17 protein-coding genes and 2 pseudogenes are annotated in these 19,803 nt (G+C 69.6%); 14 read left to right on the top strand and 5 right to left on the bottom strand.

The window, feature by feature from the left end; genetic code table 11:
* Positions 1-199 precede the first annotated feature (199 nt).
* A complete protein-coding gene (locus ACZ3TS_RS29930; RefSeq protein ID WP_467624028.1) occupies positions 200-481 on the bottom strand; it encodes a lactococcin 972 family bacteriocin in 282 nt (93 codons plus the stop codon).
* 495 nt (positions 482-976) lie between these two features.
* Between ACZ3TS_RS29930 and ACZ3TS_RS29935 the strand changes: the two genes are divergently transcribed.
* The 5 genes and pseudogenes from ACZ3TS_RS29935 (at position 977) to ACZ3TS_RS29955 (ending at position 7,324) form a co-directional block, all read left to right on the top strand.
* On the top strand, positions 977-2,419 hold the full coding sequence (locus ACZ3TS_RS29935; RefSeq protein WP_467624030.1) for a glycosyltransferase family 39 protein: 1,443 nt from the start codon (positions 977-979) through the stop codon (positions 2,417-2,419).
* 1,301 nt (positions 2,420-3,720) lie between these two features.
* Positions 3,721-3,870: pseudogene (locus ACZ3TS_RS29940) on the top strand (DUF3151 family protein); the annotation flags it as partial.
* Positions 3,871-4,019: 149 nt separating this feature from the next.
* On the top strand, positions 4,020-4,868 hold the full coding sequence (locus ACZ3TS_RS29945) for a tryptophan 2,3-dioxygenase family protein (RefSeq protein ID WP_467624031.1): 849 nt from the start codon (positions 4,020-4,022) through the stop codon (positions 4,866-4,868).
* On the top strand, positions 4,861-6,054 hold the full coding sequence (kynU, locus tag ACZ3TS_RS29950; RefSeq protein ID WP_467624034.1) for a kynureninase: 1,194 nt from the start codon (positions 4,861-4,863) through the stop codon (positions 6,052-6,054). Before ACZ3TS_RS29945 ends, kynU begins: the two co-directional genes overlap by 8 nt.
* A 289-nt stretch (positions 6,055-6,343) precedes the next feature.
* The gene (locus ACZ3TS_RS29955) at positions 6,344-7,324 is read left to right on the top strand and encodes an alpha/beta hydrolase (protein WP_467624035.1); all 981 of its coding nucleotides are present in this window, start codon (positions 6,344-6,346) and stop codon (positions 7,322-7,324) included.
* Between the two features lie 87 nt (positions 7,325-7,411).
* Here the strand turns inward: ACZ3TS_RS29955 and ACZ3TS_RS29960 are convergent.
* A pseudogene (locus ACZ3TS_RS29960) lies at positions 7,412-7,602 on the bottom strand (response regulator); the annotation flags it as partial.
* 139 nt (positions 7,603-7,741) lie between these two features.
* Between ACZ3TS_RS29960 and ACZ3TS_RS29965 the strand changes: the two are divergent.
* The 4 genes from ACZ3TS_RS29965 to ACZ3TS_RS29980 all read left to right on the top strand — a co-directional run bounded on the left by ACZ3TS_RS29965 (position 7,742) and on the right by ACZ3TS_RS29980 (position 11,710).
* On the top strand, positions 7,742-9,085 hold the full coding sequence (locus tag ACZ3TS_RS29965; protein ID WP_467624037.1) for a sensor histidine kinase: 1,344 nt from the start codon (positions 7,742-7,744) through the stop codon (positions 9,083-9,085).
* Positions 9,082-9,756, top strand: a complete 675-nt coding sequence (locus ACZ3TS_RS29970) for a response regulator (RefSeq protein WP_467624040.1) — start codon at positions 9,082-9,084, stop codon at positions 9,754-9,756. The genes ACZ3TS_RS29965 and ACZ3TS_RS29970 overlap by 4 nt, the downstream gene beginning before the upstream one ends.
* Positions 9,757-9,820: 64 nt before the next feature.
* Positions 9,821-11,026, top strand: a complete 1,206-nt coding sequence (locus ACZ3TS_RS29975) for a cytochrome P450 (RefSeq protein ID WP_467624041.1) — start codon at positions 9,821-9,823, stop codon at positions 11,024-11,026.
* An 87-nt stretch (positions 11,027-11,113) separates the two neighbouring features.
* On the top strand, positions 11,114-11,710 hold the full coding sequence (locus ACZ3TS_RS29980) for a Uma2 family endonuclease (RefSeq protein WP_467624062.1): 597 nt from the start codon (positions 11,114-11,116) through the stop codon (positions 11,708-11,710).
* A 7-nt stretch (positions 11,711-11,717) separates the two neighbouring features.
* Here ACZ3TS_RS29980 and ACZ3TS_RS29985 read toward each other — a convergent pair whose 3' ends face one another.
* Together ACZ3TS_RS29985 and ACZ3TS_RS29990 are read right to left on the bottom strand one after the other, a co-directional pair.
* The gene (locus tag ACZ3TS_RS29985; protein WP_467624043.1) at positions 11,718-13,328 is read right to left on the bottom strand and encodes an ABC transporter permease; all 1,611 of its coding nucleotides are present in this window, start codon (positions 13,326-13,328) and stop codon (positions 11,718-11,720) included.
* Positions 13,325-14,278 carry an ABC transporter ATP-binding protein gene (locus tag ACZ3TS_RS29990; RefSeq protein WP_467624046.1) on the bottom strand — a complete coding sequence of 318 codons (954 nt, stop codon included), beginning with the start codon at positions 14,276-14,278 and terminating at the stop codon, positions 13,325-13,327. Before ACZ3TS_RS29990 ends, ACZ3TS_RS29985 begins: the two co-directional genes overlap by 4 nt.
* A gap of 103 nt (positions 14,279-14,381) precedes the next feature.
* Between ACZ3TS_RS29990 and ACZ3TS_RS29995 the strand changes: the two genes are divergently transcribed.
* Positions 14,382-14,879: a GbsR/MarR family transcriptional regulator gene (locus ACZ3TS_RS29995; RefSeq protein ID WP_467624047.1), complete on the top strand. Its 498-nt coding sequence runs from the start codon at positions 14,382-14,384 to the stop codon at positions 14,877-14,879.
* Positions 14,880-14,919: 40 nt separating this feature from the next.
* On the opposite strand, the gene ACZ3TS_RS30000 is transcribed toward ACZ3TS_RS29995, so the two are convergent.
* Positions 14,920-15,774, bottom strand: coding sequence for a diacylglycerol kinase family protein (locus tag ACZ3TS_RS30000; protein ID WP_467624048.1), 855 nt, complete (start codon positions 15,772-15,774; stop codon positions 14,920-14,922).
* 193 nt (positions 15,775-15,967) lie between these two features.
* Between ACZ3TS_RS30000 and ACZ3TS_RS30005 the strand changes: the two genes are divergently transcribed.
* The 4 genes from ACZ3TS_RS30005 (at position 15,968) to ACZ3TS_RS30020 (ending at position 19,260) form a co-directional block, all read left to right on the top strand.
* Positions 15,968-17,251, top strand: coding sequence for an adenylosuccinate synthase (locus ACZ3TS_RS30005; protein WP_467624050.1), 1,284 nt, complete (start codon positions 15,968-15,970; stop codon positions 17,249-17,251).
* A gap of 133 nt (positions 17,252-17,384) precedes the next feature.
* Positions 17,385-17,609 carry a hypothetical protein gene (locus tag ACZ3TS_RS30010; RefSeq protein WP_467624052.1) on the top strand — a complete coding sequence of 75 codons (225 nt, stop codon included), beginning with the start codon at positions 17,385-17,387 and terminating at the stop codon, positions 17,607-17,609.
* Between the two features lie 220 nt (positions 17,610-17,829).
* Positions 17,830-18,258 carry a hypothetical protein gene (locus ACZ3TS_RS30015; RefSeq protein WP_467624054.1) on the top strand — a complete coding sequence of 143 codons (429 nt, stop codon included), beginning with the start codon at positions 17,830-17,832 and terminating at the stop codon, positions 18,256-18,258.
* An 84-nt stretch (positions 18,259-18,342) separates the two neighbouring features.
* Positions 18,343-19,260: an alpha/beta hydrolase gene (locus tag ACZ3TS_RS30020; protein WP_467624056.1), complete on the top strand. Its 918-nt coding sequence runs from the start codon at positions 18,343-18,345 to the stop codon at positions 19,258-19,260.
* Positions 19,261-19,803: the final 543 nt, after the last annotated feature.

A 19,803-nucleotide genomic window follows, 5' to 3' on the forward strand; every position in this document is an offset into this window, starting at 1 on the left:
ACCGCGGAGAAGGCCAATAGGGCGGCGTGGACGAACTTGATACCTCGGTGCAACATGAATTACCTAGCTTTGGGCGGTCGTTGAGGGGAGCCGCGACGCCTTTGGGGACAGCCGAGCTGGAAGGCCGGAAACTCGCCTTCCAGCTACCGCCGTAGCACTGAGGTCAAAGAACCCTCAGATGATCCGGCAACGGACGGTCTTAGCAGCCCTTGTCCCAGTAAGCGTCGTTGTACGAGCCTTCCTCGGCAGAGGCCAGCGACCACTTGCTGGTGGCGGTGCAGCCGCTGTAGGCCCAGGGGCCACCGTGTACAGAGGAGGAGTGTCTTTCCGTGGTGTGGTAGTAGTTCGACCAGAGGGTGCAACAACCCACGCCGTACGACCACTTACCGCCGCCGACGTCGACGGAGGCGAGCGCCGGGGTGGCGCCGAGCATGATGATTGCGCCGGCCGCGAGGGCGGCTTTCACGCTTCTCTTCTTCATAGTTGCCTCACATTCAGCAGATCTTGCAATGGACGCGTCAAAGAGTGCGGCAGGATGATCTTCGAGCAAGGCGGTTTCCAGCCAAGGCCCGCATCACGCAGGCCCGTTCCACCCTCGGGGGTGACCTGCATCACGTCTGGCTTGTGGCACTGTCTCGTTGAGCGATGGGGTGTGCGCATACGCGATGCGCGAACTCCTCTTAATGGGCGGAGTTTTGGGCACGTCGAGCCTGTCTGGGCTGCCTCGGCTTCCCATGGCGGTGAGCATGGGTGTTTCCAGCAGCTTTATAGCCAACCGGGCGCCTCTGAGGCTGCTCGTGCCGGAATGCGGGTGCGATCTCACGTTTGCCGGGCCGCAGCCCTCAGGCATGATGTTCCTCTCCATCAGCGGCTGTTGCTCAGGAGTTCCCGGGCAGCGCACGCTATAGCGCCTGTCATCACCGCCTTTGTATCGGCAGGCCGTCCACCTGACTACTTCGAGGGTCTGCGTAGCTTTATGACTTCACGCACCACCGTTTTCCGCCGCGACCTTCCGCTTTGGCCGATACCGATGCTGTGGACTTTCGGCCTCGGTTTGTGGGGACTTTCCCGGGAGAACAGCGTTTGGCGGGATGAGGCGGCTACCTGGCAGGTGGCCGAGCGGCCACTCGGCGGTATCTGGCGCATGCTGGAGCATGTCGACGTGGTGCACGGCCTGTATTACGTACTGATGCATGGCCTTTTCGACTGCTTCGGCGCCGGTACCACGACTCTGCGGATGCCCTCCGTCGTGGCCATGGCGGTGGCGGCAGGCTGTGTGACCGCCATTGGGCAGCGGCTCGCCGGCACCTGGGCCGGGCTGGCAGGGGGTATGGCGCTGGCGCTGATACCGGCTGTGCAGTTCTATCTGCAGGAGGGGCGATCGTACGCGTTGGTCGCTGCGGGGGCCGGGGTCGCGACGCTGCTGCTGGTGTGGGCGCTGCAGGGACGCAGGCAGCCGTGGGTGTGGATCTCGTACGGCGGTGCGGTGCTGGTGTCCGCGCTGTTGAACTGGCTGTCGTTGCTGATCCTGCCCGCGCATCTGGGGACTTTGTACTGGGCGAGGGCTGAGCGTGGGGTGTGGAAGCCGTGGGCGGTAAGCGCGGGGGGTGCTGCGGCGGCTGCCTCGCCGTTGATCCTGTTCAGTAGGGGGCAGTCCGCTCAGATGTCCTGGATACCTCCGCTGACGTGGCACATGATGATCGGCCCGGCGGTGCTGCTGGCGGTCGGTGGAGTGGGGGCGCTGCTGGAGCGGCCGCGTGCGGGGCAGCTCTCAGTGGCGGCCGTGGGGTTGCCGCTGCTGGTGATTCCGCAGCTCGGGCTGATCGGGTTGTCACTAGTCAAGCCGGCCTTTCTGGACCGGTATGTGTTGTTCAGCATGCTGGGGTTGGCGCTGCTGGTCGGGGCGGGGCTGGGAGCGGTGCAAAGCGCCAGCGCACGACGTAGCCCCAGAGCCGCGATGTTGGTCGTCCCCGCGGTGCTCGCCGTCGCGGTGGTGGCCCTGCTGCCGCAGTCGCTGGCCAAGCGGTCGCCGGGGAGTCGGGTGGACGACGTGCTCGCGATATCGGAGCGGGTGGAGCGGCTGAAGCGGGAGGGAGACGCGGTGCTCTTCGTGCCGGCCGCGCGGCGCGATACGGCGCTGGTGTCGCCGGACGCCTTCGCGGGGCTGCGGGATGTGGCGCTCGCGGTCTCGCCCGATCGGTCCGGGACGCTCAAAGGAGTGGAGGCCGAGCCGGGGCAGATAGCGGACGCTTTGCTGGCACAGCGGGAGGTGCTGCTGGTCACGGATGCGTCGGGGGTGGCCAAGCCGGTGTCGAATGAGCGGGATCGGGTGAAAACGGCGGTGCTGAAGGACTACTTCGCCGTGGTGGCGTATGAGCAGGTGCGCGGACGGCGGGTGGTGGTGTATCAGCGGCGGTGATGGTCGCTGACGTCGTAGACACTGCGACCCTGGTCAACGGAGTTGGGGGCGAAGCCCCGGCGCCAGGCCTCAGCGGAGCCGCTTAGCCTGAATCCACCGATCAACAGCCGGTTCAGAGCCTGGACATGCACGCGCGGATGCTCTCTGACCTGGGGTGATGGGACTTCTTCAGGTCCACAGATCGAGCGAAGATCCGCGAAATGCAATCTTCCCATGCCGCTTCGGCGGTCTCTGCCGTGTTCGACGAGCCGAATCTGATCGCGCATACGCCAAGGGCACCAGCCTTGTAGGCGGCACGGTCGCAGGGGCAGACAGCATCGACGACCTGGACGAGCTGCGCCACGGTGCGATGCCGGCCGTGTTCCAGGAGGTGCGTGCCCCCTCCAACCTGGGCACGTTCCTCCGCTCTTTCACCCACGGTCACGCACTCCAACTGCACGCGGTGCACCGCAGGTTCGTCGGCGCACTGGCCGCGCGCACCCACTGCTGCCCGGCGCCGGCGAGAAGGCGTTCATCGACGTCGACTCAACCCACAAGCGCGTCTACGGCCGTACCGAGCAGGGCGCCGAGTACGGCCGGTTCAAGGGCATCCGCACCCTGTACCCGCTGCTCGCCACCATCTGTACCCCCGCCTCCCGGCCGATGATCGCCACCGTGCGGATGCGCCGCGGCAAAGCGGCCGACTCGCGGGGCGCCCCGAAACTCGTCAGTGAGGCCCTGGCTCTCCCCGCCGACCTCGCAGCAGCTCTACCAGGTGACGTGCGGCCTCACCGGCACGCGGTAACGGTCCGTCGCCAACCGGGCGTTCTTCCGAGAAGACTCGCCCTTCCTCGATGGAGTCCGCGTAGCACGGCAGCGGCCATCGGTCATGTAGCTCCTGCCTGGGCCGACCCGAGAAACCCCGGGCCAGTCCCCGCACCCCCCACTCGATTCCTGCGTTGCAGGGTTCCATGGGAGCCACGGCCAGGGGAAACAGGAAGTCGGCCGGTGTCGATCACGCCCGAACCTCATTCGGGACGAAGAGCCGTGGGTTCAGATCTCGTCGGTTCGGGCGGGAGTCTGGCCCCCTGTCGGCTCGCTGCCGCGCCTCGAATCGTCGCCGTCTTGGAGAGCGGCACTTGCTCCGGCAGGTTGGCAAGCCTCTCCCGTCGGAGGCTTGTCCCCCGCCCACTCCGTGGAGCAGATCCTGGCAAGGTCCGACACCCATTCCAGGTTCCGCTCCGGCAGCTGGGCCGCGAGGTTGTCCAGCCACTCCTGCTCGGTCATACCGTGATCCCCTCTGGGTACATCCTCGGCCATGCTCCTTGGAGCACGAGCCAAACCGCGGCTTCCTGCGCGCCCTGCACGCCCTCGCCCGCGCCGCACAGGGGATCGGCGAGCAGGAGGAGTACGAGCGCTGCACGCAGTTCCTGAAGGACTCCTCCCCGGCGGCGGCCCAGACGCTGGGCTAGTCCCGGCGAGTGGTCAAGGCCCGCCTGTGACCAGGCGGGCCTTGCGATGTCCGGGTGTCTCTGCGCAGGATTCCGGTTGGGGACCGGGGCCCCCGTGCCGGCCTCGGCAGGGGCGGACCGCTACCCGGAGTACACAACAGGAGACAGCGATGTCCCAACAGGCTCATCAGTCGCATGAGACTCAGGAGCCCGAGACCCCGCATCTCGACTTCCAGGGCACGACGCCGTACGAGGACTACGTCAGGGCGGATGTGCTCACCCACCTCCAGCAGACCCTCTCCGACGACCCCGGCGAGATGGTCTTCCTGGTCACGACCCAGGTGATGGAACTGTGGTTCACGGTGATCGTCCACGAGTGGGAGACCGCGACGCGGGCCCTGCGCGAGGACCGGGTGCCGGTGGCGATCGACGCGCTGAAGAGGTCCGTGCGGGAGCTGGAGGCGCTGAACGCGTCCTGGCGGCCCCTCGCCCAGCTGACTCCCGCCCAGTTCAACTCCTACCGCTCGGCCCTCGGTGAGGGCTCCGGCTTCCAGTCGGCGATGTACCGCCGTATGGAGTTCCTGCTCGGCGAGAAGTCCGCGTCCATGCTGGTTCCTCACCGGGGCGCGCCGCGCGTCCACGCCGAGCTGGAGAAGGCGCTGCACGAGCCGAGCATGTACGACGAGGTGCTGCGGCTGTTGGCGCGGCGCGGGCACGCGGTCCCGGACGCGGTGCTGCGGCGCGACGTCTCCCACCGGTACGAGCCGTCGGACGAGGTCGAGGCGGTGTGGACCGGCCTCTACTCCGGGGATCCGACGGACGAACTCGCCCGGCTGGGCGAGACGCTGACCGATGTGGCCGAACTGGTGTGGCGCTGGCGCAACGACCATCTGCTCGCCACCCGGCGCGCGATGGGCGCCAAGCCCGGCACGGGCGGCTCCGCCGGGGTGGCCTGGCTCGAGAAGCGGGCGCAGAAGAACGTGTTCCCCGAGCTGTGGACGGCGCGGTCCCATGTCTGAACCGACCTCGAGAGCACAGAAGCTGGACGCGGCCGACGAACTCGCCGCGCTGCGCACGAAGTTCGTGCTGGATGAGGCCGTCTACCTGGACGGGAACTCGCTGGGAGCGCTGCCGGCCGCCGTGCCGGGCCGTATGGAGGACGTCGTCCGCAGGCAGTGGGGATCGTTGCGGATCCGGTCCTGGGACGAGAGCGGCTGGTGGACGGCGCCGGAGCGGATCGGCGACCGGATCGCCCCGCTGGTCGGTGCGGCGCCCGGGCAGATCGTGGTGGGCGACTCGACCAGCGTCAACGTCTTCAAGGCACTGGTGGCGGCCGTGCGGCTGGCCAGGCAGGGCGGGGACGGCCGGGACGAGATCGTGGTCGACGCGACGACGTTCCCCACGGACGGCTACATCGCCGAGTCGGCGGCCCGGATGACGGGCTGCACGCTGCGCCCGGTGACCCCGGCCGAGGTGCCCGGAGCGCTCACCGGCCGTGCGGCGGCGGTGCTGCTGAATCACGTCGACTACCGCACGGGCCGGCTGCACGACCTGCCCGGGCTGACGGCCGCCGTGCACGCGGCGGGCGCCGTGGCGGTCTGGGACCTCTGCCACAGCGCCGGCGCGCTGCCGGTGGGCCTGGACGAGCACGGGGTCGACCTGGCGGTCGGCTGCACCTACAAGTACCTGAACGGGGGTCCTGGCTCCCCGGCGTACCTGTATGTGCGGCGGGACCTGCAGGACCGCTTCGACTCCCCGCTGCCGGGCTGGAACTCGCACGTGGAGCCCTTCGGTATGCGGGCGGAGTACGAACCGGCGACCGGCGCGCCGCGCGGTCGCGTGGGTACCCCGGACATCCTGTCCATGCTCGCCCTGGAGGCGGCGCTGGAGGTGTGGGACGGCGTCTCGATCCACGCGGTGCGCGCCAAGTCCCTGGCGCTCACGGACTTCTTCCTGGAGTGCGTCGCGGCCTACGTCCCCGAGGGGACGGTCGAGTCCCTGACGCCTGCCGCGCACGAGGAGCGGGGCAGCCAGGTTGCGCTGCGGTGCCCCGACGCGGGCGACGTGATGAAGCGGCTGATCGAGAGCGGTGTGGTCGGCGACTTCCGTCCGCCGGACGTACTGCGCTTCGGGTTCACGCCGCTGTACGTCGGCTTCGCGGATGTGGAGCGGGCGGCCCGGATCCTGGCGGACACCCTCGCCTGACGGCCCGTTCCCCGACAGCCCGGTGACGAACCGGGGGTTCCCGGGCGGCGACGAGCACGGCGGTGACACCGCCGCCTCCCGCCGCCCGGGCGTCGAGGGTCTGAGTAGGCGCTGAACAGGCTGGACCCATCCGCAGCGGGTCTCGGAGAACAGCAGAACCGCTTGCCCTCACCGAGCGTGACAACCCCGTGCCGATGCACGTCACCCGCCTGATACCGTCCCCGCCAACGGGCCGGTTGCCTTCCGGTCACCGCGTACGCATTCCGTATCGCCGCTGAGAGGTTGGAGCATGCCGGACGACGCCGCCCCCCGCGATGCCGCAGAACCGGACGACGCGGCCGCTCGAGCCGCCGCGGCGCGTGACGCGGCGGAGGAGGCGTCCGCCTTCTCCCACCCGCCGGTGGAGCCCGACGCCACGGCCGCCTACGGCGCCCACCCCGACCAGGTGATCGACTTCTACGCCCCGCGGGATGTGGAGCCGGCCGACGGGGCCGGGGCGGGCCTCGCCCCCCTCGTCGTCGTCCTGCACGGCGGCGCGTGGCGGTCGGCCTACGATCGCAGGCACATCACGCCGTTCGCTGACTTCCTGGCCCGCCGGGGCTTCGCCGTGGCCAACGTCGAGTACCGCCGGGGCGCGCTCATCCCCGCCCAGGCCGGCGGCTCGGCCGGCCCGGACGCGAGCGCGGGCGGCGGCGGTACGGGTCCGGTGGCGGGCCGCTGGCCCGACACGTTCGACGACGTCGCGGCCGCGTTCGACGCGCTTGCGGCGCTCGTCCGCGAGGCGATGCCGCAGGCCGACCCACGCCGCACGGTGATCACCGGGCACTCCGCCGGCGGTCACCTCGCGCTGTGGGCGGCGGCCCGGCATGTCCTCCCGCCCGACTCCCCGTGGCACATCGACCGTCCGGCCCCGCTGCGCGGCGTCGTGGCGCTCGCCCCGATCGCGGACTTCCACGTCGCCCAGAAGCTGGAGGTGTGCGGCGGGGCGGCGGCCCAGTTCCTGGGCGGGGAGGCGTCGTTCGCGGAACGCCGGCCGTACGCGGACCCCGCTCTCCTGCTGCCCACCGGTATCGCCACGACCCTCGTCCAGGGGCGCACGGACATCGTGGTCCCGCAGGCGGTCGCCGAGGCGTACGCGGAGGCGGCGGCGAGGGCGGGCGAGGTCGTCGGCCTCACGCTCCTCGAGGACGTCGGCCACTTCCCCCTGATCGACCCGGCGGCGGACGCGTGCGCCGTGGTGGCGGAGGAGATCGCGCAGTTGGCGTGGTAGTCACCAAGTGGACGGAGATCAGGGCGGGTTGGGCGAGCCGAGATCGCCGAGGTCGCCGCACTCGCCCCGGACGTCGTCCTGATGGGAGGCGAGCAGCGCGTCACCCGCGGCCACGACCCTGACGGCCTCCGCGAGCTGGTCGGCCGAGGCGTCCTTCAGCAGGAATCCGGAGGCACCGGCGCGCAGCGCGTCGTACACGTACCGCCCAGGTCGAAGGTGGTGAGCAACAGCACCTTGGGTTGCGGGGTGTCCTCGGTGATGCGGCCGGTCGCCTCGATGGTCGTGGCCGAGCAGTCCGTGAAGACCCATGTGGGCCGCATCCTGGTGAAGGCTCTGCCCGTAGTACTTGAGACGGACCCCGAAGGACCCTTCTCACTGGTGACGACCGAACGCCCTTCCCGGGCCTACCTTTTCAACGTGACCGAGACTACCCAGACGCAGACGACACCGGACGGTGGGTTCAGCCCGTACACACCCCGCAGTCCGGAGTACCGGGCGGCCGTGGAGGCCCTGCGCGGGCTGCGGCAGGACCTGTTCCACGACGCGTTCGCCTACCGCCCGCTGCCCCGCAGGAGCGTCGACGGCGCGCTGGGCAGGCGGCTGTCCGGCCGCGCGCGGGAGTACACGGCCTGGAGGCCGCACGCCCTCGTGGTGGGGGCCGGACTGCTGGCGATGTCCGTCGGCTGGGCGGGCGACGGCGGCAGCCCGGCGGCCCCGGTGTCCGGCCTGCTGGCCCTGGTCCCGGTGCTGCTCACACTGGTCCGCCCGGTCGGGGCCTTCTGGGTGTCCCTGATGGCGACCGCGGCCTCGTCGGTGGTCGCCGGCGTCTTCGGCGACTGGCCCTGGCAGCCCGGCAGCTTCATCTCACACCTGACGGTGCTCACGGTGGTGGCCATACGCACCCGGCCGCGCACGGCGGCGTGGATGTGGGTGATCACCGCGGCCTACGCCTTCGTCGTCGAGGCCGTGTTCGGCTACCACTTCAGCAACAATTCGGCACCCATGCTCGTCCTGTCCGCCTTGGCGCTGCTGGCCGTCACCATCTGGCACATCCGCCGGAGCGCCGAGCAGGAGATGACCGCCCAGCAGACGGTGACCGCGCACGAGCGCTCCCGCCGCACCCTGCTGGAGGAGCGCACCACGATCGCCCGCGAGCTGCACGACGTGGTCGCCCACCACATGTCGGTGGTCGCCATCCAGGCGGAGGCCGCGCCCTACCGTGTGGAGAACCCGCCGCCGGAGCTGGAGAAGGCGTTCGCCACGATCAGGGAGAACGCGGTGGCCGCCCTGACCGAGCTCCGCCGCGTACTCGGCGTCGTACGCGCGGAGGACTACGAGGCCCCGGACGCCCCGCAGCCCACCCTCGCCGACCTGGACGGGCTGCTGGCAAATGTGCGCGAGGCGGGCCTGACCGTGGACAAGGTGGTCACCGGCGCGGTGCGGGAACTCCCGCAGGGCGTCGAGCTGTCGGCGTACCGGATCGTCCAGGAGGCCCTGAGCAACACGCTGCGGCACGCTCCGGGAGCCTCGGCCCGTGTGGAGATCGGCTACGTGCTCGGCGGTCTCGGCCTGCGCATCGTCAACGGCCCGGCGCCGCAGGTGACTCTGAGGAAGTCGACGCACGGCGCCGGGCACGGCATCACGGGCATGCGCGAGCGTGTCTCGATGCTGAACGGGGAGATGACGGCGGGGGCGACGGACGACGGAGGGTATGAGGTGACGGTGTTCCTGCCGGTGACCACGGCGGAGGAATCCGCGTGACGAGTGGCACCATCCGCGTACTGATCGCCGACGACCAGATGATGGTCCGGGAGGGCTTCTCGGTGCTCCTCGGGGCGATGCCGGACATCGAGGTCGTCGGGGAGGCGGTCAACGGGAGGGAGGCGGTCGAGCGGGTCCGCGAACTGGCCCCGGACGTCGTGCTGATGGACATCCGCATGCCGGAGCTGAACGGCATCGAGGCGACGCGGGAGATCGTCGCCGCGGACGGTTCGGCGAAGGTGCTGGTGCTCACGACGTTCGACCTCGACGAGTACGTGTACCAGGCGCTGCGGGCGGGAGCCTCCGGCTTCCTGCTCAAGGACGCCTCCGCACGACAGCTGGCCGACGGGGTGCGGGTGGTGGCGGCCGGTGAGGCGCTGCTGGCTCCCTCGGTGACGAAGCGGCTGATCACGGAGTTCTCCAAGCTGTCCGAGGGGCCGCGCCTCGTCCCTTCGGCGCAGGCGGCGTACGGGGACCTGACCGAGCGGGAGACCGAGGTGCTGGTCCTCATCGCCCAGGGCCTGTCGAACGCGGAGATCGCCGAACGCCTGGTGGTCGCCGAGTCGACCATCAAGACGCATGTGAGCCGGATCCTGGTGAAGCTGGGGCTGCGGGACCGGACGCAGGCGGCGGTGTTCGCGTACGAGGCGAGGCTGGTGACGCCGGGCTGAGGCGAGCCCGGCTTCGGTGAGACACCCCTGGTCAGACCGGGGGATGCCGGGCTAGCGTCCGTGCATGGCAGCCTTCGACCCGTGGGACCCGGTGTTCGTCGCCGACCCGTACCCCGCGTACGCCGAGTTGCGTGCGCGGGGCCGTGTGCACTACTACGAGCCCACCGACCAGTGGCTGGTGCCGCGGCACGCGGACGTGTCGGCGCTGCTGCGCGACCGGCGCCTGGGCCGGACGTACCAGCACCGGTTCACGCACGAGGACTTCGGCCGGACGGCACCGCCGCCGGAGCACGAGCCGTTCCACACGCTCAACGACCACGGCATGCTCGACCTGGAACCGCCGGACCACACCCGTATCCGGCGCCTGGTGTCGAAGGCGTTCACACCGCGGACGGTGGAGCAGCTCAAGCCGTATGTGCACGGGCTGGCCGGGGAGCTGGTGTCCCGGCTGGTGGAGACGGGCGGCGGCGATCTGCTGACAGACGTGGCCGAGCCGCTCCCGGTGGCGGTGATCGCCGAGATGCTGGGTATTCCGGAGTCGGACCGGGCGCAGCTGCGGCCCTGGTCGGCGGACATCTGCGGGATGTACGAGCTGAACCCGTCCGAGGAGACGGCACGCAAGGCGGTGCGGGCCTCGGTCGAGTTCTCGGACTACCTCCGGGAGCTGATCGCGGAGCGCCGCAAGGAACCGGGCGGCGACCTGATCTCGGGTCTGATCGCGGCGCACGACGAGGGTGACCGGCTCACCGAGCAGGAGATGATCTCGACCTGTGTGCTGCTGCTGAACGCGGGGCACGAGGCGACGGTGAACGCGACGGTGAACGGCTGGTGGGCACTGTTCCGTCACCCGGACCAGCTGGCGGCCCTCCGCGCCGACCACGCACTCGTCCCGTCCGCCGTGGAGGAGCTGATGCGGTACGACACCCCGCTCCAGCTCTTCGAACGCTGGGTGCTGGACGAGATCGAGATCGACGGCACCACGATTCCCCGGGGCGCGGAGATCGCGATGCTGTTCGGCTCGGCGAACCACGACCCGGCCGTCTTCACCGCCCCCGAGAAGCTGGACCTGACCCGTGGGGACAACCCGCACATCTCCTTCAGCGCGGGCATCCACTACTGCATCGGCGCGCCCTTGGCCCGCATCGAACTGGCGGCGTCCATGACGGCCCTACTGGAGAAGGCGCCGACGCTGCGGCTTGCGGCGGAGCCGGAGCGGAAGCCGAACTTTGTGATCAGGGGGCTGGAAGGGTTGAGCGTGGAGATCGGCTGATCACCCGTTCGGCTGATCATGTGGGTGATCGGGGCGATGGACATCGGCGGCCCGGCAAGCTGGTGCGTGCCTGAGGAGGGGGGCACCATGACGGTTATGGCAGAGCGCGCGTTGTCTCAGATGCCGGTGGATGTGTTCGAGCGGATTGCCGAATTCGCCACCCGTGAGGACGAGACCGTCAGGTTCGAGCTTATCGACGGACGGATCGGACTCAAGAAGGTGACGAACGGCAACCACGGTGAGATGGCGATGTGGCTGGTCTTCCAGTGCAAGCATGCACGGCCCGACCTCACCCTCAACACAACTGGTCAAGGGCTGAAGGTGGAGGCGTATCAGAAGGGCCGTGCGCGGCCTGACGCTGTGCTTGCCCCAGTGGGCTACTTCAACGGACAGGGTGAATGGGCCGACCCCGACGGGGTGCTGATGGCCGTCGAGATCACGTCCTACGACTCGGATACCCACAAGCGTGACCGTGTGGATAAACCCCGGGCGTACAGCGAAGCGGGTATCCCCGTCTACTTGCTGATCGACCGTGACAACCTCTCGATCCTCGTCCACAGCAACCCGGATGTTGAGGACGGGTACGGGGACATCCACGTGGTCAGGCTCGGTGGCAAGGTCACTCTTCCGGACCCCGTAGGCATCGAACTCGAGACCGAGGAGCTGAAGCGCTGGGTCGGCTGAGGCACCCTCAGCCGCTCAGGTCTCGCCTCCGCAATCCCGCCAGCCCCCCGGCCACCAGTACCACCGCGATCCCGGTCAGCGTCAGAACCGGTGCCCACGCCATCTCCCCGCCCGGCAGCTTCGGCAGATGTCCGAAGGGGGAGAGGTCCAGCACCGCCTGCGGAAGGTTCAGCGCCGGCCCCACCCAGCCGATCAGCAGCGCCGCCCCCGCCACGCCCCATGCCGCCACCGCGCCCCGCGGCAGCACCCCGTACAGCAGGACCGCCAGGCCGCCGATCACCCACACCGCCGGCAACTGGACCAGGCAGGCGCCCAGGATCGGTCCGGCCTCCCTGCCGTAGCCCGCCGCGAAACCCAGGCCCGCCAGCAGCATGATCAGTGCGGCGCCGCCGAAGGCGATCACCAGATGACCGGCGGCCCAGCGCAGCCGCCCCACCGCGTTCGCCAGCACCGGCTCCGCCCGTTCCGACGTCTCCTCCCCGTGCAGCCGCAGCACCGACGCGACGATGTACAGGGCGGCGACCAGCCCCATGATGCCGACCATCGCGGCGAGGAACGTGTCCGTCAGCCCCGACTGCCCGCCCATGCGCTCGAAGATCTCGCGGGCCTTCTCGTTGTCGCCGACGAGGTCGGTCGCGCCGTCCGTCATCCCGCCGTAGACGACTCCGGCGAGGAAGAAGCCCACGCTCCAGCCCAGTACGCCACCGCGCTGCAGCCGCCAGGCGAGGGCGCCCGCCGAGCCCAGACGACCGGTGGCGGGTCCGGGCCGGGTGGGCAGGAAGCTCATGCCGAGGTCGCGGCGCCCGGCAAGTGCGTACGCCACCGCGCCCTGGACCAGCGTCGCCGCCGCGAACAGCAGCAGCACCCACCAGTGCTCGCCGGCGTAGGGGCGTTCGTTCTCCAGCCAGCCGAGCGGGGAGAGCCAGGTCAGCACGGACGAGCCGTCGTTCGCCCCCGCGTCGCCCGCCGCGCGCAACACGAAGGCGGCGCCCAGCACCGCGCCCGTCAGCCCGCGCGCGAGCCGTGCGCTCTCCGTCAGCTGCGCGACGATCGCCGCCATCGTGGCGAACACCATGCCGACGCCGGCGATGCCGAGCCCCAGCGCCAGCGCGCCCGCGGCACCCTGCCCGGCGAGACCGGCCGTGATCACCAGCGCCAGGACGGCGTCGGCGACCGCCGCCGCGAGCAGCGCCGCCGTGAGCGGGGCGCGCCGCCCCACCATCGCCGACGAGATCAGCTCCTGCCGTCCGCTCTCCTCCTCGTCGCGGGTGTGCCGTACGACGACGAGCAGACTCATCACCGCGGCCAGCAGTCCGGCGTAGACGCCGATGCGCCAGGCGGTGAGCGCGCCGAGCGACTCGCCGAAGACCGGCCCGACCATGGCGCGCAGGGAGGCGTTGGCGGCCATCTGGTCGGCCAGGTCGGCGCGTTCGGCCGCCGTGCCGTAGAGGCCCTTGAGGGTTCCCGGCATCGACAGCACCATCAGGGCATTGACCGCGACCCAGAGGGGGATCATCAGCCGGTCCCGTCGCAGCGCGAACCGCAACAACGTTCCGGTACCGGCCAGTTGACGAGACCCCCCGCTCCTTACCGCAAAAGCCGGCGTGACGGCGGTCATCGATCCCCCAAGCTCTGGAATTCACTCGAGCGGGGAGGTACCCCCATCGCCTCTTCATCCGAGGGCAGCTCGTCCTGGTAGTGCCGCAGGAACAGCTCCTCCAGCGTCGGCGGCGTCGACGTCAGCGACCGCACACCCGACTCGCTCAGCGACCGCAGCAGCGCGTCCAGCTTGTCCGTGTCGACCTGGAGCCTGACCCGGTTCCCCTGTACGTCGAGGTCGTGGACGCCGGGCAGGCGGGCCAGTCCGTCGGGCGGGCCCGCGAGTTCGGCGGTGACGCTCGTCCGGGTCAGATGGCGCAGTTCGGCGAGTGAACCGCTCTCGACCGTCCGGCCCTTGCGGATGATGCTCACCCGGTCGCAGAGCTCCTCGACCTCGCTCAGGATGTGCGAGGACAGCAGGATCGTCCGGCCGCGCTCGCGCTCCTCCTCGACGCACCGCTGGAAGACCTCCTCCATCAGTGGGTCGAGGCCGGAGGTCGGCTCGTCCAGGATCAGCAGGTCGACGTCCGAGGCGAAGGCGGCGACGAGGGCGACCTTCTGCCGGTTGCCCTTGGAGTACGTCCGCCCCTTCTTGGTCGGGTCCAGTTCGAACCGCTCGACCAGCTCCGTCCGGCGCCCCCGGTCGAGACCTCCGCGCAGCCGGCCGTACAGGTCGATCACCTCCCCGCCGGACAGGTTGCGCCACAGGGTGACGTCCCCGGGGACGTATGCGACCCGGCGGTGCAGTTCCACCGCGTCCGACCACGGATCGCGGCCGAGCACCTGTGCGGCGCCCGAGTCGGCGCGCAGCAGACCCAGCAGAACCCGGATGGTGGTGGACTTCCCGGCACCGTTCGGGCCCAGGAAACCGTGGACGTCGCCGGTCTCGACCTCCAGGTCGAGACCGTCCAGCGCGTTCGTCCTGCCGAACGACTTGTGCAGTCCGGAGACGGTGATGGCCTTCGTCATGGTTCGGAAGGTACGCTTCTTTCAGAAATTTGTGAAGTTAAGGAAGGGTAGAAACAGCGGGTAGGCTCGACGAGGGTGCCCGACCAGGGGAGATGATCCAGGGATGACGGAGCCGAAGGTGGGGGAGCGGGATCCGGCGTCGGTCTCGCGGTTCGTGGAGCACTTCGCCGCGCAGCTCGTCGAGGCCGGCGTGCCGCGTATGCCGGCCCGGGTCTTCGCCGCGCTGCTCGCCTCCGACACCGGCACCCTCACCTCCGCCGAACTGGGCGAGCAGCTGCAGATCAGCCCCGCCGCGGTGTCCGGGGCGGTGCGCTACCTGGCGCAGGTCCACCTGGTGTCGCGGGAGCGGGAGCCGGGTTCGCGCCGGGAGCGGTACCGGGTGCACAGCGATCAGTGGTACGAGGCGCTCACCAACCGCGAGGCGCTCATCAAGCGCTGGGAGGAGGCCCTGCGCGAGGGGGTGGCGAGCCTGGGGGCCGACACCCCGGCGGGCCGTCGGCTCGCGGAGACCCTCGCCTTCTTCGAGTTCGTCGAGGGGGAGGTCGAGGCCATGATGGAGCGCTGGCGCGTGCACCGGGACAAGACGTTCGGCCGGGGCTGAGAGCCGGCGCCCGCCGACGCCCGGTGAAGCGAAGCCTGACTCATCCCGGCACCGGCACCGTAAGCCGCCAAGCCCCCTCCCACACCGTCCACGTCCGCCTTCGCACGGGTCCCGCCACCACCGCGTCGGCCCGGTAGCGGAAGTCCGCTCCGGACACCGTCACGGTCCGCCCGCGCGCCTCCAGGGGTGCCGCCTCGGCGCCCACCGACACCGGCCGCACCTCCACGACCGCCGTACCGGAGGAATCCGGTATCACGGACACCCCCTCCACCGGATGGTCCAGGTCCACCAGCGTTATCCCGTCGACCTCCACCCGCAGCCGGGAGGGCCCCGGCCCGGGCGGCGTCGCGAGCCGGGGCGGGCGTGTCGCCAGCGTCCGCACCAGGGACTGCCGCACCCGCAGCCAAGGCCGTACCGAAGAGATCCGCTCGACGTCCGACGTGCCGTCGCGCTGGGCCGGCACGGTCGGCGCCGACGGAATCCGCAGATCCCCGAGAACCACTCCGTCACTGTCGTCCACCAGCAGATCCAGCCGCCGCTCCACCCCGTCGAGGACGGCCCGCGCCGCCGCCACTGCCCCGGTCGGCACCCCCAGTGACCGCGCCAGCGACTGCGCGGCGCCCACCGGCACCAGGGACAGGCCCGTCGCGCCCAGCTCCCGTCGGCGGTGCAGCAGGGTCACCGCGCGCAGCAGGGCCCGGTCGTCGCCCACGACCACCGGGCGCCGCGAGCCCCGGCGATCCAGCGCCCGGGCGAATTCCTCAGGCCCCTCCGGCAGGCACACCTTGGTCGCCGCACCCGCGCTGAGCACGTCTTTCGCGATCCGTACCGACTCACCGTCACTGTGACGGGCGACCGGGTCGATGACCACGAGGAGCTGGTCGGAAGTCGCCACCTCGGTCCTGCCTCGCTTCCTCGGGTAGCATCTTTGTGCAAGAGCCCCTTGCGCTATTGCGCCAGGGGCTTCGTCTATTCCGGGGCATCCGGTCCGACGGTTGCGGCCGATGACGGTCGCGGTGTACGCGGCGGTGAACCTCCGCGTACGCCCCTGACCCTGGACATGCCCCGCCCGGAAGGGGTGTACGCGCGTGCCCGCACTTGTGCTGCTCGGTGCTCAGTGGGGTGACGAAGGCAAGGGAAAGGCCACCGACCTGCTCGGCGGCTCGGTGGACTATGTAGTGCGCTACCAGGGTGGTAACAACGCCGGCCACACCGTGGTCGTCGGCGACCAGAAGTATGCACTGCACCTCCTCCCTTCCGGAATCCTCTCTCCCGGTTGTACGCCCGTCATCGGCAACGGCGTCGTCGTCGACCCGTCGGTCCTGCTCTCCGAGCTGAGCGGTCTGAACGAGCGAGGCGTCGACACGTCCAAGCTCCTGATCAGCGGAAACGCGCACATCATCACGCCGTACAACGTCACCGTGGACAAGGTGACGGAGCGCTTCCTCGGAAAGCGCAAGATCGGCACGACCGGCCGTGGCATCGGCCCGACCTACGCCGACAAGATCAACCGCATCGGCATCCGGGTCCAGGACCTGTACGACGAGTCGATCCTCACCCAGAAGGTCGAGGCGGCCCTCGAGGTCAAGAACCAGATCCTCACCAAGCTGTACAACCGGCGCGCGATCGCCGTGGACCAGGTGGTCGAGGAGCTGCTGGGCTACGCCGAGAAGATCAAGCCGTACGTCGCCGACACGGTCCTGATCCTCAATGAGGCGCTCGACGACGACAAGGTCGTCCTCTTCGAGGGCGGCCAGGGCACGCTCCTCGACATCGACCACGGGACGTACCCGTTCGTGACGTCGTCGAACCCGACGGCGGGCGGTGCCTGCACCGGCTCCGGTGTCGGCCCGACGAAGATCAGCCGGGTGATCGGCATCCTCAAGGCCTACACGACCCGGGTCGGCTCGGGCCCCTTCCCGACCGAGTTGTTCGACGAGGACGGCGAGGCCCTGCGCCGCATCGGCGGTGAGCGTGGTGTCACCACCGGCCGTGACCGCCGTTGCGGCTGGTTCGACGCGGTGATCGCCCGTTACGCGACCCGTGTGAACGGCCTGACCGACTTCTTCCTCACCAAGCTCGACGTGCTCACCGGCTGGGAACAGATCCCGGTCTGCGTCGCGTACCAGATCGACGGCAAGCGCGTCGAGGAACTCCCGTACTCCCAGACGGACTTCCACCACGCGAAGCCGATCTACGAGTACCTGCCGGGCTGGCAGGAGGACATCACGAAGGCCAAGACCTTCGCGGACCTGCCGAAGAACGCCCAGGGTTACGTCAAGGCTCTGGAGGAGATGTCCGGCGCCCCGATCTCGGCGATCGGCGTGGGCCCGGGCCGCGACGAGACGATCGAGATCAACTCGTTCCTCTAGTCCGCGGTTTCCCCTTCCGTCACGCCCCCGATGAGGCTCCGGCCGACCGGGGGCGTGGTCGTCCCATGGCCCATTCTTGACCTGTACATGGGCTGTTGGGGGGCCGGGTCGGACTGGCCGACGGCGGCTCGGCATGGCGATGCTTCATGCCGGCCGGCCGCGCGTGCTGCTGAGCTTCGCCTTCGCCGACGGCCTGGTCACCGGCATCGACGTGATCGCCGACGCGGAGCGCCTGCAGGCGGTGGAGGTCGCGGTGCTCGACGACGGGATCTGGCCAGGCCCTGTCGTCAAGCTCCCGCCTGCCTCGCGACGCGAGCCTCGCTCTCCGGGCGGACGGCCGGAGTTCGGGTGTGAGTAGTTGAGGTACAGAAAGTGCCGCTGAGATTGATCTTGTTGGCGTAGGGCTACGTCGTCGGCGCTATCTGGGCCGACCACGCCGACAACACCCAGGCCGTCTTCCTCGGCAACCCCAGACTCTCCAAACCTGAACGGGCCCGAGCCCAGGCCGCATTCGACCGTGCCACTCGCATCGTCGCCGATATCGACGTTGCCGGCCACCCTGACGAGGAGCCGCGCTCATGATGCACAGCCCCCAAGCGGAACCCGAGGCCAGGATTCGGAACGCGATGCGGCAACTCCTCGCCGGCCCCTTTCCCGACGGGATGAAGTGCGACGTCAAGAGCTTGTGCACCCTCGCAGGAGTACCGCGGGCGACGCTCTACCGCACCTACCCACACCTCAAGGCCGAGTTCGACCGTCAGCGCCAAGCCGCCCAGGAAGCCGGACAGCAGCCCGACCCACGCCTGGCTCAGATCGAGCATCTCAAAGCCGAGGTTGCCACTCTGCGCGAGCGCCTCAGCAGGAAGAACACTGAACTAGACGCTCTGAAGGAGTTCCAGGCCACGGCCCTGTCCCGCCTCGCAGCCCAGCACGACGAGATCACCACGCTTCGACGACAGCTCGACGCCGCCCCGCCGGCGTCAGTCCGCACACTTCCTCGCCGGTAGTCGCAACCGCCGCTGCGTGCGGCGGATCCGGCGTCGCAGGTCAGCGATAGCGTGGAGTTGAGACCCGAGTGATGAGGAGGGCGCGTGCGATTCGCGCTGGACGCACTGTTCGCTGACGTGCCCGCGGAGCAGGTCGATGAAGCTCGTGACTTCTACAAGTCGAGGGCGGCAGGCCGTGGCCCCAGCTCACTGGAGGAGCTGAAGGAGGCCCGAGCGAAGAGGTCTGCTCCTCCTGCCGCAGATCCGCCTGCCATCGAAGAGACGATCGAAGCCGCGGAAGCGCGCGTCCCTGTCAGGATCTTCACTCCTATCGACGGTCCGCCGCGGGGCGTCTACCTGGACATACACGGCGGCGGCTTCTACATGGACTCCGCAGCGCGAGGAGACAAACGCAACCGCGAGCTCGCAGACGCCCTGCACCTCGCCGTTGTCAGCGTCGACTACCGGCTGGCCCCTGAGCACCCCTGGCCCGCGGCACCCGACGACTGTGAAGCAGCGGCGCTCTGGCTCGTCGAAGAAGCCGATGCCCGCTTCGGAACGTCCCGACTTGCGATCGGCGGGAGCTCCGCGGGAGCCACACTAGCCCTGGCGACCCTGCTCCGGCTGAGAGACAAAGGTGCCGTTGGCCGATTCACCGGCGCTGCACTCCAATTCGGCACCTACGACTTGAGCGCACGAACCCCGGCCGGTCGCCGCATCACGGACGAATACTTCATCCAGGCGTACGTCGGCCATGTGGAAGACCGCACTGTTCCCGACATCTCTCCCATCTACGGCGTTCTTCGCGGGCTTCCCCCAACGCTGCTGATCGTCGGAAGCGCAGACGTGTTGCTGGAAGACAACCTGGCGCTGGCAGGTCGGTTGTCAGCGGCCGGCAATGACGTCGAGTTCCGGGTCTACCCCGACTCACCCCACGGCTTCACGGGCCACCCCACGGCAATGGCCAGGACGGCGCTCAGCGGCGTCGAGTCCTGGCTGCGCGACCGGATTGCGCAATCGTAGGGACTGACCGCGATCCTCGAAGGATCCCAGTCCCAGAGGTCGATTACGTGAGACACGGCCTCGCGCACTCCCGCCGACGTGGGCGGCAAACCGTCAGACGCGCAGTCGACATGGATCGACCGGACACGTCTCATGCCCGGCTATCGGGCGTATCCGATCTTGACCTCGGAGCGGACGAGGGGCTCAGCAAGGAGGAGTTGGGGGCGGCCGAGCGGTGCCAGCGTGTCACTCATGACCCCGGATCATGTCAGAAAACGGTGGCCCGAGTTTCTTGAATGCCCCAGGTTTTTGAAGGCTCTGCGAGGTAAACATTCAGCTGGTGTGCGCTGGGTGATGGATTCAGGCGTGTGGTCACGGCCGGTGACCGTGTTGGTCGTCGGCTGGCGGGTGGTCAGGCGCGGGCTGCGGGTGGCAGCCAAGTGGTTCCGGTGAACGCGTCCCGGAGTATGGTGAGGGGGTTGACCGTGTGCTTGGCGGCGGTGGAGAGCACGCCGCGGATCAGGTAGCGGTCCTTGGCTCGCTCGAGGTCGGTGAGCCGGCCAG

Source organism: Streptomyces sp. NPDC022910 (assembly GCF_055561075.1).